Here is a 14,642-nt window from a genome sequence, read left to right on the forward strand (position 1 = left end):
CCGCTCAGTCCTTCACCGCGCCGCCCAGGCCCGAGACCATGTGCCGCTGGACCAGCACGAAGAAGACCAGCACCGGCACCGTCATCAGGGTCGAGGCGGCCATGATGCCGCCCCAGTCGTTCTCGTCCGGCTTGAAGAACACCATCAGCGCGGCGGGCAGCGTCTGGTGGTCGGTGTCCAGGATCAGCGTCTTCGCGAACACGAAGTCGTTCCACGCCGTGATGAAGGAGAACACGCTGGTGGCCGCCAGGCCCGGGGCCACCAGCGGGAACAGGATCCGCCACAGGACGGTGAACCGGCTCGCCCCGTCGATCCGGGCCGCCTCCTCCAGCGACTCCGGCACCGCGGCGACGAACCCGCGCAGCATCCACACCGCGAACGGCAGCGAGAACGCCAGGTTCACCAGCATCAGCGAGCCCAGCGAGGACAGGCCGAAGCCCGGCGCGACCGTGCCGATGTCCCGGACCAGGAAGAACAGCGGGATGGTCAGCGCCTCCACCGGCACCATCTGCGCCACCAGGAACATGATCAGGATCGTGGTCCGGAACCGGAACCTGAACCGGGACAGCGCCACCGCCGCCAGGAACGCGATCGCGGCCGACACCACCACCACGACCACCGCCACCGCCAGGCTGTTCAGGAAGTACCGCCCGAACCCGGAGACCCCCAGGGCGTTGCGGAAGTTCTCCAGCGTCGGTGCGAACGTCCACGGCCGCGGGTGCGCCGCGGTGATCTCGCCCTTCGGCTTCAGCGCCGACAGCACCATCCAGTACAGCGGGAACACCGTCAGCAGGGCCAGCACCACGGCGACGGTGTTGGCCCCCTGCCGCAGCACCCGGTTGTCGCGGCGCGCGGCCGAGAAGCGCTTGCTGGTCACAGTTCCTCCCCGGAGCGGCGCAGGCTGCGGACGTAGACGGCGGTGACGGCCAGCAGGATCAGCGTCATCAGGACGCCGATCGCGGCGCCGAGGCTGTAGTTCTCGGCGACGAAGGCCTTCTGGTAGGCGTAGACGTTGAGGACCAGGTTCTGGCCCGCGATGCCGCCGCCCCCGGTCATCACGTAGATCTGGGTGAACACCTTGAAGTCCCAGATGACCGACTGGATCACCACGATCACCAGCAGCGGCCGCAGCATCGGCAGCATGATCTTCCGGAACACGGTGGCCGTCCCGGCGCCGTCCAGCCGGGCCGCCTCCAGGACGGAGTCGGGGATCGCCTGGATGCCCGCGTACAGGGTGATCATCACGAACGGGAAGCTGTGCCAGACCACGACCACGGCGACCATCGCGAACGCCGACCACTTGTCGTACATCCAGTTGTGGCCCTGGGTGCCGAGCACCTCGTTGACCAGGCCGGAGTTGGTGTCCAGCAGGAACAGCCACACCGTGGAGCCGGTCATCGCGGGCGCCGCCCAGGCGCCCAGCGCGCCGAACATCAGCATCAGCCGCGGCCACCGGCCGACCCGGGTCAGCAGCACCGCGCAGGTCGCGCCGACCGCCAGGGTGGCCAGCACGCAGAACGCGGCGAACGCCAGGGTCTGGCCCAGCACCGTCCAGAACTGGGCGTCGCCCAGCACGTCGGTGTAGTTGGACAGGCCGACGAACTCGGTCGGCACCCCGCCGGAGGCCTGCGGCTGCCCGAACTTGAGCACCGACAGCAGGCCCAGCTGGTACAGCGGGTACCCGAACAGCGGGAGCAGGACCAGGGCGGCGGGCAGCAGCAGCCACAGCGGGACGGGGATCCGGGCGAGCGGCCCGGAGCGGCGGCGGCCCGGGGCGGGGGCGCCGCCCGCCGGGCGGACCGGGGAGTCGCCCCGGTCCGCCGGGGCGGTGACGGTCGTGGCAGGCATCGACAACTTCCGCTTCTCCACGGGCCGGTGGCTACTTGCCGCTGAACGAGGAGTTCATCGCGGCCGCGGCCTCCTTGGTGGCACCGGCCACGTCGGACTTGCCGGTGATGACCTTCTGCAGCATCGTCGGCACCACGTTCTGGGCGTCGATCTTCGCCCAGGCGGCGTCCTTCGGGACGAACTTGGTGCCCGCCGCGATGGTGTCGGTGAACGGCTTCAGCCACGGCTGCTTCTGCACCACCTCGGCGCGCGCCGAGGAGAGCGTCGGCAGGTTGCCCATCGCGTCGAACAGCGCCAACTGGTTCTTCTTGGACGCCAGTTCCTTGATGAAGTCGGACGCCAGGCTGCGGTGCTTGGTCGACTTCATCACGCCCAGGTCGTTGCCGCCGGAGAACGCCGGGGCGATCGTCCCGGCCGCGGTGCCCGGCAGCGGCACGATCGCGTACTTGCCCTTCGCCGCGCCCGCCTCCACCGCGCTGCGCGAGGAGTTCGGCAGGATCGCCATCCCGGCCTTGCCCGCCGCGAACGCCTCCACGGTCTTGCCGCCGGTCAGGTCGGCGCACTGCTGCGCCGGGCAGATCGCGTCCGTGAACAGGTCGGTGTACGCCTTCACGCCCGCCTGCGACGGCGCCGAGTCGATCGCCGAGGCGTAGCCCGAGCCGCCCGGCGCCGCCAGGTCGCCGCCGTTGGCCCACACGAACGGCAGCGCGCCGAAGGTGTACTTGCCGCCGACCGCGATGCCCAGCAGGTCGCCGTGCGCGGCCCGCACCTTCTCCGCCGCCGACTTCAGCTCCCCGTACGTGGTCGGCGCCTGCAGGCCCAGCTCGGCGAACACGTCGGTGCGGTAGTACAGCGCCCGCACGCCCAGCCACCACGGCAGGCCGTACGTCCTGCCGTCCACCACCGCGGTGTCCTTCAGGTCCTGCGGCAGGTCCTTGCCCTCCTCCCAGCCCGCCAGGTCGGAGGTGATGTCGGCCAGGCCGCCCGAGGCGGTGTAGCCGAACAGGTCGGTGTTGCCGAACTCCACCACGTCCGGCGCCGAGGACGGGTCGTTGAACGCGCCCTTCATCTTCTCGGCGCGCGGACCGGCGTCGGTCGGGATGTACGACACCTCGACCTCGACGCCCGCGTGCTTCGCCTTGAAGTCGGCGACGGCCTGCGCCACCACCTGCTCCTTCGGCGCCCGGTTCGCCTCGTCGTACAGCCACACCTTCACGGTGCCGGTCTGCTCGTCCGCGGACGTGGCGGTCTTCGCGGTGCCCGGCGCACAGGCCGTGGCCACGGTGCCGGCCAGCACGGCAAGGGCGGCACCACGGGCCAGCTTCTTCATGCTCAACGTCATCTCCTCGCCGCAGCGGGACGCACCTGCGCGCCCCGGGACGAACCGGGACATGCAGTGGGGGATCGGTGTGAGCGGGACGTTAGAAACTCGCCGGGCGCGGCGACAAGAGCAGACCGCGAAAGTTCTGCACTGCAAAACGATGTGCTGCGGATCTGGCACGCCGCCCGGCCGCGCCGTAGCGTCACACCCCATGACCAGCACCGCCGCCGAGAGCCGACCCGCCGAGGGCCGACCGGAACGCAACCAGTCCGCGTCGCTGCGCCGCGCCCTCGCGGTGCTCGAACACGTCCGGGACCGCGCGGCGGCCGGCACCGACCTCAGCCTCACCGCGCTCGCCGACGGCCTGGGGATGTCCAAGTCCACCGTGCTGCGCCTGGCCGCCCCGCTGGTCGACGCCCAACTCCTCGCCCGCGACCGCGACACCGGCCACTTCCGGCTCGGCCCCGGCGCCCTCCAGCTCGGCCAGGCCTACCTCGCCACCCTCGACCTGCGCACCGCCGCCTCCGAGGAGGCCCACCAGCTGATGCGCGAGGTCGGCGGCACCGTGCACCTGTGCGTCCCCGACACCCCGTACGTGGTCTACGTCGACAAGGTCGAGAACGAGACCGCCGTCCGGATGGCCTCCCGGATCGGCAGCCGCGCCCCCATGTACTGCACCGCCGTCGGCAAGGCCATGCTCGCCTGGCTCCCCGAGGACGCCTTCGCCACCGTCGTCGCCGACGGCCTGCCCGCCATCACCACCCGCACCCTCACCTCGGCCGCCGCCCTGCGCGCCGACCTCACCCGCATCCGCACCCGCGGCTACGCCGTCGACGACCGCGAGAACGAACCCGAGGTCCGCTGCATCGCCGCCCCCGTCTTCGACCACAACAACACCGTCATCGGCGCCATCTCCACCTCCGCCCTCACCTCCCGCATCACCGCCGCCCGGGCCCGCGAACTCGGCCCCGTCGTCGCCGCCACCGCCGCCCGCGTCTCCCGCCGGATGGGCTCCACGCGCTGACGGCGCCGCCGCGGGCTACACGGGGATCAGCCGGACGCGGCCGCCGCAGAGCTTGGTGAGGTCGTCGACGTCCGAGGTCAGCACCACCACCGGCCGCTGCTGCCGGAGAGCGAGTTCGGCCACCGCGGCGTCGATCGCGTACTTGTGCCCGTGCAGGCCCGCCGAGAGCAACAGGGTGGACGCGGCCCTGGCCTCCTCCTCGCCGACCGGGGCGATCCGCAGCCCGGAGAGCAACCAGCGCAGCCGGGCCTGGTCGGTACGTGCGTGCACCGCCTCGATGACGGTCAGTGCGCTGATCACCACCTCCATGCCCCGGGCGCGGGCCTCCGCGACCAGAGCGACCACGGGCTCGCGGTCGGCCAGCAACTGCGAGAGACCCTCGGAGTCGAGGACCAGCGTGCCCTCGTGGCTCAGCTTGCGGCGGGCCATTCGCTCTCCCCGGCGAACACCTCGTCGAACACCTCGCGGGCGCGGTCCTGCGCGGCGGTCGAGATCGGGCCATTGCGACGTTCGTAGTCGGCCAGGTACTCGTCCAGTATCCGGCCGCGGAGTTCGCGTTCGACGGCGGCAGTGATGAACGCCGAGAACTCGCGCTTTCCGACCCGCTCCCGGATGGCGGCCGCAGTGCCCTCCGGCAGCGAGAGGCTGACCCTGGTGGCGGGGCCGTCGCCGATGTTGTACGTGCTCCCGGTCATGGGTCGAGATTATCAAAGAAGTGGGAAAGCGGTCCTGGCGGCGCCCGTCAGGCCTCGGCGGTCTCGGTCGCGGGCGTGCGGCGGAGCTTGGTGCCCAGGCGGTCGAGGCCGATGACCAGGGCGCCGAGGGCGGCGAACTCGGCGACCAGTTCGACCATCTGGAGGCCGACCCAGGCGTAGCCCTTCTCGGTGGGGTCGAGGAAGAAGTAGGGGTAGCGGACGGGGAAGTCGGGGAAGAGGATCGCCCGGGTCTCGGTGAGGACGGCGTAGCCGAGGGGGTAGGAGAGCCACAGCGGCAGGTCGCGCCAGCGGGAGGCGTTGCGGGGGGAGCACAGCAGCCACTCGACCAGGACCAGCAGCGGGGTGGTGTAGTGCAGGAAGAAGCTCGACCAGTGCTGGAGGCGGTCGGGGCCGGAGAACAGGCCGGGCAGCGGGTTCTCGCCGTGGTTGAGCAGGACGTGCGCGACGATGCCGGTGATGGTGATGTACAGGACGGCGGCGCCGCGCAGGCGGGGGGCCGGGGCGTCGGCGGTGTCGCGCCGGGCCGTCCAGTAGAGCGCGGCCAGGAAGTAGCCGAGCACGATCACGTTGCTCTGGATGGTGAAGTACACCAGCGAGCTGTTGCTGAGGAAGATCCCCAGGAACGCGGACAGGACGATGGCGGAGCGCCACCAGGTGGCGGGGCGGGCCCAGACGGTCATGCGGTCACCGGACGTTCGTTTCGGCGGTGCCCCCCGTGGGCACGACAGATCGCCGCACTCTACCCGCCGGTTCGGCGGTCGGAAAAGATCACCGGTCCGGGGCGGTGCACGGCCGGTGCGCTGGTGGTGCGCGGCCGGTGCGCGGCCGGTGCGCGCCCGTCCGCGGGCTCAGAAGGAGAGCTGCGCGGGCGTGTGGGTGTGGCTCTCGATGCCGGTCGCGGCGTGGCCGATCAGCTGCCGGGCGAGGTCGTTGCAGGCGCGGGCGGCGGCCAGCTCCTCGCCGATCGCGGTGTCGGCGTCGTCGACGGGGTTGCGCCGGGCCGTGCCGGTGCCGCGGGCGCCGGGGGCGCTGAAGCCGCTGAGCGAGGCGGTGCAGGTGGTGCGGGACTCGTCCTCGTCGAAGCTCAGGTCGACGACCCAGTGGTTCTGCATGGCGGTTCACCTCCGGGTGCGCACCGCGCACGGGCGGCCGGTGCGCCTCGTCCCTCCAGCCTCCGCCGCGGCCGGGAGGGCGTCAACAGCGCGGGCCCGCGGGCGTGCGGGCGGGCGTTCAGGGGGTGCGGAAGCCGCGGAAGACCACGTCGGCGCGGCGGACGAAGCCCAGCCGCTCGTACAGCGCGAGCGCACCGGTGTTGGCGGCCGCCACGTGCAGGAACGGGCGTTCGCCGCGGGCGGTGATCCGGGCGGCGAGCTCGCCGACCAGGTGGGCGGCCAGGCCGCGGCCGCGGGCCTCGGGGGCGGTGCAGACCGCGGAGACCTCGGTGAAGCCCGGCGGGCGCAGGCGCTCGCCCGCCATCGCGAGCAGCGCGCCCCCGCCGCCCCCGCCGCCGGGCCCGCCGTCGCGGACGCCCAGGTAGGTGCCCAGCTCGCGGGTGCGCGGCCGGAACGGGCCGGGCCGGGTGCTGGCCACCAGCGCCAGCATCTCGGGCACGTCCGCCGCCCCCAGCTCGACCACCCGCAGCCCGGCGGGGGCGGCCGGACGGACCTGTCGCTCCTGCACCAACTGGTGCCCCTCCAGGACGAATTCGGCCTGCCAGCGGGCGGGCGGCGGCGCAGGGCAGCTGAACAGGTCGGCGAACTCGCCCGATCCCAGCAGCCCCGCCAGGTCGTCCCACGCCCCGGGCCCCGGCGCGAGGCCGACGCTGCTGAAGCTCGCCACCTCCGGGTCGTACCGCACCGCCTCCCCGCACCGCCGCGCCAGGTGCGCGTGCGCCCCGCCCAGCGAGGCCCCCACCGGGTCGTCCAGCACGTCCATGCCCACGGTTCCTCCCGCTCGGTCGCTCCCTCCCATGGTCCCGCACCCGCCCGCCCCGCCTCCGCACCCCGCGCGGGCGGCGGCGCCAGCCCGCGTCCGGCCCGCGACCGGCCCGTGCCGGGCTCTTGTTACCGGCGAGTCACGTCCCTATCATCGCCACTGTGACAGCTCCACTGTCAAACCTGGGAGGCGGTCGACGATGACCCCCGCAACACCCCCCGCAGCGCCCTCCGCACCGCCCCCGTCCGGCCCGCTGGCCGGGGTGCGGGTGCTGGAGCTCGCGGGCATCGGGCCCGGGCCGTTCGCCGCGATGCTGCTCGCGGACCTCGGGGCGGACGTGGTGCGGGTCGACCGGCCCGGCGGGCAGGGGCTCGGACCGGACCCGGCGCGCGACCTGACCAACCGCAACAAGCGGTCGGTGCTGGTCGACCTGAAGGCGCCGGAGGGCGTCGCCGCGGTGCTCGACCTCGCCGCCCGGGCGGACCTGCTGGTCGAGGGCTGGCGGCCCGGGGTCGCCGAGCGGCTCGGCATCGGGCCGGACGCCTGCCGGGCCCGCAACCCGGCACTGGTCTACGGCCGGATGACCGGCTGGGGGCAGGACGGGCCGCTGGCCCAGCGGGCCGGGCACGACGTCACGTACCTGGCGACCTCCGGCCTGCTCGGGCTGATCGGCGCGCCCGACGGGCCCCCGGCCCTCCCGGCCAACCTGCTCGGCGACTACGCGGGCGGCTCGCTCTACCTGGTGGTCGGCCTGCTCGCCGCGCTGCACCACGCCCGCGCCACCGGCACCGGCCAGGTCGTCGACGCCGCGATCGTGGACGGCGCCGCGCACCTGTCCACCATGCTGTGGGGCCTGATCGACGCGGGGCTCTGGCAGGACCGCCGCGGCGTCAACCTGCTGGACGGCGGCGCCCCCTGGTACGGGACGTACGAGACCTCCGACGGCCGCTGGATGGCGGTCGGCCCGCTGGAGCCGCGCTTCTACGCCGAGTTCGCCCGGCTGCTGGAGCTGGGCCCGGACGTCCCCGAGCAGTACGACCTGCCGCGCTGGCCCGAGCTGCGCGCCGCCCTCGCGGCCCGCTTCGCGACCCGCACCCAGGCCGAGTGGACGGAGCTGTTCGCCGACCACGACGCCTGCGTGGCCCCCGTCCTGACGCTGGGCGAGGCCGCCGCGCACCCGCACCTGGCCGCCCGCGGCAGCTACCCCGAGCACGGCGGCACCCGCCAGCCCGCCCCCGCCCCGCGCTTCTCCGCCACCCCCGGCGCGCTGCGCACCCCGCCCGCCCGACCCGGCGAGCACACCGCCGAGGTGGCCCGCGACTGGGCCGTCCCCGCCCTGAACCCCCTCGCCCCGCAATCCTCCTGACGGAAGGGACCAGCCCGTGCAGCGCGAGCTCTACACCGAGGAGCACGAGGACTTCCGCGCCACCGTCCGGGCCTTCCTCGCCCGGGAGGTCGCCCCGCACCACGCCCGCTGGGAGCAGCAGGGCGTCGTCGACCGCTCCGCCTGGCTGGCCGCCGGGAAGGCAGGGTTGCTCGGCCTGGCGGTGGAGGAGCGGTACGGGGGCGGCGGCAGCGCCGACTTCCGGTTCGCCGCGGTGCTGGCCGAGGAGTTCGTCCGGGCCGGGGCCAGCGGCCTGGCCGTCGGCCTGCACAACGACGTCATCGGCCCGTACCTGACCGGCCTGGCCACCGAGGAGCAGAAGCAGCGCTGGCTGCCGGGCTTCTGCTCGGGCGAGCTGGTCACCGCGATCGCGATGACCGAGCCGGAGACCGGCTCCGACCTGCAGGCGATCCGCACCACCGCCGTCGACGCGGGCGACCACTACCTGCTGAACGGCACGAAGACCTTCATCTCCAACGGCATCCTGGCCGACCTGGTCGTGGTGGTCGCGAGGACCACCGCCGAGGGCGGCGCGCACGGCCTGAGCCTGCTGGTGGTGGAGCGCGGCACGCCGGGCTTCGAGCGCGGCCGCAACCTCGACAAGATCGGCCAGAAGGCCCAGGACACCGCCGAGTTGTTCTTCCACGACGTGCGGGTGCCGAAGGCCAACCTGCTCGGCGAGGAGCACCAGGGCTTCCTGTACCTGATGCGCAACCTGGCCCAGGAGCGGCTGACCATCGCGGTCGCCGCGATCGCCGCCGCCGAGTGCGTCCTCGCGGAGACCATCGGCCACGTCAAGCAGCGCACCGCGTTCGGCCGCCCGCTGGCCAAGCTGCAGCACGTCCGGTTCGAGATCGCCGAGCTGGCCACCGAGTGCGCCGTCACCCGCGCGTTCGTGGACCGCTGCGTGAGCGAGCACAACCGCTACGCGCTGACCCCGGTGGACGCCTCGATGGCCAAGTGGTGGGCCACCGAGCTGCAGAAGCGCACCGCCGACCGCTGCCTGCAACTGCACGGCGGATCCGGCTACATGAGTGACAGCGCGGTCGCCCGGGCGTTCACCGACGGGCGCGTCCAGACCATCTACGGCGGCACCACGGAGATCATGAAAGAGATCGTCGGCCGCTCCCTGCTCGCCTGAAAACCGTCCGAAAGGCTCATTCACCCGTGACCACCGAAGCGTACGTCTACGACGCGATCCGCACCCCGCGCGGACGCGGCAAGCAGACCGGCTCCCTGCACGGCACCAAGCCGATCGACCTGGTGGTCGGTCTGATCCACGAACTGCGCCGCCGGTTCCCGTCGTTGGACCCGGCCACGATCGACGACATCGTGCTCGGCGTGGTCAGCCCGATCGGCGACCAGGGCTCCGACATCGCCCGGGTCGCGGCGATCGCCGCCGGGCTGCCCGACACCGTCGCGGGCGTGCAGGAGAACCGCTTCTGCGCGTCCGGCCTGGAGGCGGTCAACCTGGCCGCGGCGAAGGTCCGTTCGGGCTGGGAGGACCTGATCCTGGCGGGCGGCGTCGAGTCGATGTCCCGGGTGAAGATGGGCTCCGACGGCGGGGCCTGGTTCGCCGACCCGATGACCGCCTACGAGACCGGCTTCGTGCCGCAGGGCATCGGCGCCGACCTGATCGCCACCGTCGAGGGCTTCACCCGCACCGACGTGGACGCGTTCGCCGCCGAGTCGCAGGCCCGCGCCGCCAAGGCCCAGGCCGACGGGCTGTTCGACCGTTCGGTGGTGCCGGTGCGCGACCGCAACGGGCTGGTGGTGCTGGGCCGCGACGAGTTCATCCGCCCCGGCACCACCGTGGAGTCGCTGGCCGGGCTCAAGCCCTCCTTCGCCGACATCGGCGAGCTCGGCGGCTTCGACGCCGTCGCGCTGCAGAAGTACCACTGGGTGGAGTCCATCGACCACGTCCACCACGCGGGCAACTCCTCCGGCATCGTGGACGGCGCGGCCCTGGTCGCGATCGGCTCGCGCGAGATCGGCGAGCGCTACGGCCTCACCCCGCGGGCCCGGATCGTCTCCGCCGCGGTCTCCGGCTCCGAGCCGACCATCATGCTCACCGGCCCCGCCCCCGCCACCCGCAAGGCGCTCGCCAAGGCCGGGCTGAGCGCCGCCGACATCGACCTGGTCGAGATCAACGAGGCGTTCGCCGCGGTCGCGCTGCGCTTCATGCGCGAACTCGGCTTCCGGCACGAGCAGGTGAACGTCAACGGCGGCGCGATCGCGCTCGGCCACCCGCTCGGCGCGACCGGCGCGATGCTGATCGGCACTCTGGTCGACGAGCTGGAGCGCCGCGACCTGCGCTACGGCCTGGCCACCCTGTGCGTCGGCGGCGGCATGGGCATCGCCACCGTCATCGAGCGCGTCACCGCCTGACCACCCGTCCCCTCACGTACCCACCCAAGGACTTCACAGACATGACCGACGTGAGCAGCCCCATCCGCTGGGAGCAGGACCAGGACGGCGTGGTCACCCTCGTCCTCGACGACCCCGCCCAGTCCGCCAACACCATGAACGCCGCGTTCACCGACGCCCTCGAAGGGGTCGTCGAACGGCTCGCCGCCACCGAGGAGTTGACCGGCGTCATCGTCACCTCCGCGAAGAAGACCTTCTTCGCGGGCGGCGACCTCAAACTGCTCTCCGCCGCCGGGCCCGAGGACGCGGAGCGGGTCTTCACCGACTCGATGCGGATCAAGCGGGCACTGCGCCGGCTGGAGACGCTCGGCAGGCCGGTGGTCGCCGCGATCAACGGCGCGGCCCTCGGCGGCGGCCTGGAGATCGCCCTCGCCTGCCACCACCGGATCGCGCTGGACGCCCCCGGCAGCAAGATCGGCCTGCCCGAGGTCACCCTCGGCCTGCTGCCCGGCGGCGGCGGAGTGGTGCGCACCGTGCGGATGCTCGGCATCACCGACGCCCTGCTCAAGGTGCTCCTCCAGGGCCAGCAGTACCGTCCGGCGCAGGCCGCGGAGCACGGCCTGGTGCACGAACTCGCCGCCACCGCCGAGGAGATGGACGCCAAGGCGCGCGCCTTCATCGCCGCCCACCCGACCAGCCTGCAGCCCTGGGACGCCAAGGGCTACAAGATCCCCGGCGGCACGCCCAGCACCCCCGCGTTCGCCGCCAACCTGCCCGCCTTCCCCGCCAACCTGCGCAAGCAGCTCGGCGGCGCGCCCTACCCGGCGCCGCGCAACATCCTGGCCGCGGCCGTGGAGAGCAGCCAGGTCGACGTGGAGACCGCGTTCGCGATCGAGGCCCGGTACTTCACCGAACTCGCCTGCGGGCCGACCTCCAAGAACATGATCCGGGCCTTCTTCTTCGACATGCAGGCCGTCAACTCCGGTGCCTCCCGCCCGGGTTCGGTGCCGGAGCGGAAGGCCGCGAAGGTCGCCGTGCTGGGCGCGGGCATGATGGGCGCGGGCATCGCGTACTCCTGCGCCAAGGCGGGCCTGGAGGTCCTGCTCAAGGACGTCACCCGGGAGGCCGCCGAACGCGGGAAGGCCTACGGCGCGGGCCTGTTGGACAAGCAGGTGGCGCGCGGCCGGATGACCGAGGAGGAGCGCGCCGCGTTCCTGGCCCGGATCACCCCGACCGCGGACGCCGCCGACCTGGCGGGCTGCGACACCGTCATCGAGGCGGTCTTCGAGAACCCCGAGCTCAAGCACAAGGTGTTCCAGGAGGTCCAGCACGTGGTCGCGCCCGACGCGCTGCTGTGCTCCAACACCTCCACCCTGCCGATCGGCCTGCTCGCCGAGGGCGTCGAGCGGGCCGCCGACTTCGTCGGCCTGCACTTCTTCTCGCCCGTCGACAAGATGCCGCTGGTCGAGATCGTCCGCGGCCCGCGCACCGGCGACGAGGCCCTGGCCCGGGCCTTCGACCTGGTCCGGCAGATCCGCAAGACCCCGATCGTGGTCAACGACTCCCGCGGCTTCTTCACCTCCCGGGTGATCGGCCAGTTCCTCAACGAGGGCGTCGCGATGATCGCCGAGGGCCTCGACCCGTCCTCCGTCGAACAGGCCGCCGCCCAGGCCGGCTACCCCGCCAAGGTCCTCGCGCTGCTGGACGAGCTCACCCTCACCCTGCCCCGCAAGATCCGCAACGAGACCCGGCGCGCCGTCGAGGAGTCCGGCGGCACCTGGACCCCCCACCCCGGCGAGGCCGTCATGGACCGGATGCTCGACGAGTTCGACCGCCCCGGCCGCAGCGGCGGTGCGGGCTTCTACGAGTACGTCGACGGGCGCCGCACCCGCCTGTGGCCCGGCCTGCGCGAGCACTTCGCGCGCGAGGGCGCGGAGATCCCGTTCGAGGACATGAAGGAGCGGATGCTGTTCGCCGAGGCCATCGACTCGATCCGCTGCCTCGACGAGGGCGTTCTCACCTCCGCCGCCGACGCCAACATCGGCTCGATCCTCGGCATCGGCTTCCCCGCCTGGACCGGCGGCGTCCTGCAGTACGTCAACGGCTACCCCGGCGGCCCGGCCGGCTTCACCGCCCGCGCCCGCGAACTCGCCGCCGCCTACGGCGAACGCTTCACCCCGCCCGCCTCCCTGGTCGCCCTCGCCGAGAGCGGCGGCCGCTACTGAAGGTCGTCGTAGAAGGCGGTGGCAGGGCGGGCTCAAGTCTGCTCCGACCCGGTGTTCCTTCCTGTCAGCGCGAGGTTGTGCATGGGGGCGACGGCCTGTACGGCATGGTGCAGGTCGTCGTTCTCCTGTCGGCGTCCTCGCCCTCCTGGGCCCGCAGCGGAACACGGTCGGCCGGATCGGAGCCGGACCGAGAAGGCCGGTCCGGGTAGTGCTGGTTGCGGCGATCAAATCCCCCATGTCATCTCAAAGGTCGTCGGGTCGCCGATATGAGGAATTCGGCCAATATGCAGGAGATCGGACTCCCCTCATTTTGGCCACAAGGCGATCATTTCTGGACGTCACATCGTATGCGGCGGGTCCGGTCGAATCGTCAACTGTATGGTCGTGCATGCCAAATGGCTGCATGCAAACATGCATGTGAAGCGCCGAGCATCGGGGATCGAATTGATACTTCGCCGCATGGCCGTGCTGACCGCCGCAGGGCTTCTGGCGGTCGCCTCCGCCGGAGCCGCACGGGCGAGTTCGGCTGCGCCGGATCATACGGGGACGGCGGACGGAGTCACCTTCTCGGTGATTTCGCAGACGGACTCCGAAATTCAGTCGTTCTGGACTCCGGAGCGGATTCGCGAAGCGGCTGATCACCCTGTTCCGCTGCCCCATCTGACCGGGTCCGCAGCCAAGGAGTCGAACCGGAAGGCGATCCGGAGGCAGGCCGACGCGGCAGCGAAGGGGGCTGCGGCGGCCTCTGCCGACGCTGTTGCCCCGCTCGCGCTCCGCAAGCAGGAAGCATCGAACGGGCTGGTTGCCGGTGCGACCGCGATCACGAGCCTCTCGCGCTCGGAACTCGCGGGGCCTGCCCTCGGCTGGCAGAGCGCACTCACCGGCCGACTGTTCTTCAACAACGGCGGCTCCTTGAGCTCGTGCAGTGCGGCTGTGATCGTGTCGAACAACAAGAACTCGATCTGGACCGCCGGGCACTGTCTCAACCGGGGCAACGGGGGAGGGTTCTACAGTGGTTTCCTCTTCTCGCCCGGATACGACAGCAACCAGCGTTGGGGATACTGGAGCCTCAGGTCCGTCATCGTTTCTTCGGACTGGGCCGACGATGGTGATATGAACTGGGGTGACATCGGCGGCGGGATTGTCAATCCTCTCTCCGAGTATGGCAATCTGGAGGACTTCATGGGAGGTTACGGATACCATTTCAGTGGCGGCACCGACTATTCGGACGTCACCGCCATAGGATATCCGGCTGACGGCTACAACCGTCCCGATTCGGATTTCAGCGACGGTGAGCACGCAATGTACTGCCAGGGCGCCACCGTCGACGCGTTCAATTGGAACCCCCTTGACGATCGCCTGCGCATGGCCTGCGACATGGGTCACGGCGCCAGTGGTGGCCCCATGATCCAGAACTTCGCATCGAACCCGCAGATCGTCGGCGTGAACAGCCATCGGTCGGCCGACAGCAACGGCAACTGGGTGGACAACTACCTGTACTCGTCCAACCACGGAGGCGACGCCGTCGGCGTCATCAACTGGCTCAACGCGCACTGACGCGACTCGGTTCGCCACTGGCTCGTGGTACCGGACCCGGTACCACGAGCCAGTGGCGTCCTACCTCGGCTCGACCGGGTGCGTTCGGACGTACTCGTCAAACGCGGCGGGATCTTCCGTGAACCTGTCCGTTCCCGGCTGAGTCGGATTCTCCTCCCGCACGGTCACCCTCCCCGAATCGAGGGCGAACGTCACCGCGGTCGTCCCGCAGACCGCCACTCCGATCGCGCCCAACACCAGGAAGGCCAAGCCCGCCCGCCCTGCC

The 14,642-nt window shown here is 71.9% G+C and carries 14 protein-coding genes; 6 read left to right on the top strand and 8 right to left on the bottom strand.

Features of this window, described 5'->3' with window-relative positions; genetic code table 11:
- Positions 1 to 4: 4 nt before the first annotated feature.
- Genes ACFY00_RS02785 through ACFY00_RS02795 form a run of 3 tightly spaced genes read right to left on the bottom strand, consistent with a single transcriptional unit; the run spans position 5 to position 3,178 of the window.
- The gene (locus tag ACFY00_RS02785; RefSeq protein ID WP_388026473.1) at positions 5 to 877 is read right to left on the bottom strand and encodes a carbohydrate ABC transporter permease; all 873 of its coding nucleotides are present in this window, start codon (positions 875 to 877) and stop codon (positions 5 to 7) included.
- Positions 874 to 1,848, bottom strand: coding sequence for a carbohydrate ABC transporter permease (locus ACFY00_RS02790; protein WP_388026474.1), 975 nt, complete (start codon positions 1,846 to 1,848; stop codon positions 874 to 876). Before ACFY00_RS02790 ends, ACFY00_RS02785 begins: the two co-directional genes overlap by 4 nt.
- Positions 1,849 to 1,879: 31 nt before the next feature.
- Positions 1,880 to 3,178, bottom strand: coding sequence for an extracellular solute-binding protein (locus ACFY00_RS02795; protein WP_388026591.1), 1,299 nt, complete (start codon positions 3,176 to 3,178; stop codon positions 1,880 to 1,882).
- A gap of 202 nt (positions 3,179 to 3,380) precedes the next feature.
- On the opposite strand from ACFY00_RS02795, the gene ACFY00_RS02800 reads away from it, so the two are divergent.
- Entirely contained in the window at positions 3,381 to 4,193 is an 813-nt protein-coding gene (locus ACFY00_RS02800) for an IclR family transcriptional regulator (protein ID WP_388026476.1), read from the top strand.
- A 15-nt stretch (positions 4,194 to 4,208) separates the two neighbouring features.
- Here ACFY00_RS02800 and ACFY00_RS02805 read toward each other — a convergent pair whose 3' ends face one another.
- The 5 genes from ACFY00_RS02805 to ACFY00_RS02825 all read right to left on the bottom strand — a co-directional run bounded on the left by ACFY00_RS02805 (position 4,209) and on the right by ACFY00_RS02825 (position 6,844).
- On the bottom strand, positions 4,209 to 4,622 hold the full coding sequence (locus ACFY00_RS02805) for a PIN domain-containing protein (RefSeq protein ID WP_388026477.1): 414 nt from the start codon (positions 4,620 to 4,622) through the stop codon (positions 4,209 to 4,211).
- Positions 4,604 to 4,888 carry a hypothetical protein gene (locus tag ACFY00_RS02810; protein ID WP_388026479.1) on the bottom strand — a complete coding sequence of 95 codons (285 nt, stop codon included), beginning with the start codon at positions 4,886 to 4,888 and terminating at the stop codon, positions 4,604 to 4,606. Before ACFY00_RS02810 ends, ACFY00_RS02805 begins: the two co-directional genes overlap by 19 nt.
- 47 nt (positions 4,889 to 4,935) lie before the next feature.
- On the bottom strand, positions 4,936 to 5,589 hold the full coding sequence (locus ACFY00_RS02815) for a Pr6Pr family membrane protein (RefSeq protein ID WP_388026480.1): 654 nt from the start codon (positions 5,587 to 5,589) through the stop codon (positions 4,936 to 4,938).
- 168 nt (positions 5,590 to 5,757) lie between these two features.
- Complete coding sequence (locus ACFY00_RS02820; protein WP_285736345.1) at positions 5,758 to 6,021, bottom strand: DUF1876 domain-containing protein; 264 nt, start codon at positions 6,019 to 6,021, stop codon at positions 5,758 to 5,760.
- A gap of 118 nt (positions 6,022 to 6,139) precedes the next feature.
- On the bottom strand, positions 6,140 to 6,844 hold the full coding sequence (locus ACFY00_RS02825; protein ID WP_388026482.1) for a GNAT family N-acetyltransferase: 705 nt from the start codon (positions 6,842 to 6,844) through the stop codon (positions 6,140 to 6,142).
- 199 nt (positions 6,845 to 7,043) lie between these two features.
- Between ACFY00_RS02825 and ACFY00_RS02830 the strand changes: the two genes are divergently transcribed.
- The 5 genes from ACFY00_RS02830 to ACFY00_RS02850 all read left to right on the top strand — a co-directional run bounded on the left by ACFY00_RS02830 (position 7,044) and on the right by ACFY00_RS02850 (position 14,377).
- On the top strand, positions 7,044 to 8,210 hold the full coding sequence (locus tag ACFY00_RS02830) for a CaiB/BaiF CoA transferase family protein (RefSeq protein WP_388026483.1): 1,167 nt from the start codon (positions 7,044 to 7,046) through the stop codon (positions 8,208 to 8,210).
- Between the two features lie 16 nt (positions 8,211 to 8,226).
- The gene (locus ACFY00_RS02835; RefSeq protein WP_388026484.1) at positions 8,227 to 9,369 is read left to right on the top strand and encodes an acyl-CoA dehydrogenase family protein; all 1,143 of its coding nucleotides are present in this window, start codon (positions 8,227 to 8,229) and stop codon (positions 9,367 to 9,369) included.
- A 26-nt stretch (positions 9,370 to 9,395) separates the two neighbouring features.
- Complete coding sequence (locus tag ACFY00_RS02840; RefSeq protein ID WP_388026485.1) at positions 9,396 to 10,616, top strand: acetyl-CoA C-acetyltransferase; 1,221 nt, start codon at positions 9,396 to 9,398, stop codon at positions 10,614 to 10,616.
- A gap of 41 nt (positions 10,617 to 10,657) precedes the next feature.
- Positions 10,658 to 12,820, top strand: a complete 2,163-nt coding sequence (locus ACFY00_RS02845) for a 3-hydroxyacyl-CoA dehydrogenase NAD-binding domain-containing protein (protein ID WP_388026487.1) — start codon at positions 10,658 to 10,660, stop codon at positions 12,818 to 12,820.
- A gap of 459 nt (positions 12,821 to 13,279) precedes the next feature.
- Positions 13,280 to 14,377, top strand: coding sequence for a trypsin-like serine peptidase (locus ACFY00_RS02850; RefSeq protein ID WP_388026489.1), 1,098 nt, complete (start codon positions 13,280 to 13,282; stop codon positions 14,375 to 14,377).
- Positions 14,378 to 14,642: the final 265 nt, after the last annotated feature.

This window comes from Kitasatospora sp. NPDC001540 (assembly GCF_042894345.1).
Lineage (GTDB): Bacteria > Actinomycetota > Actinomycetes > Streptomycetales > Streptomycetaceae > Kitasatospora > Kitasatospora phosalacinea_C.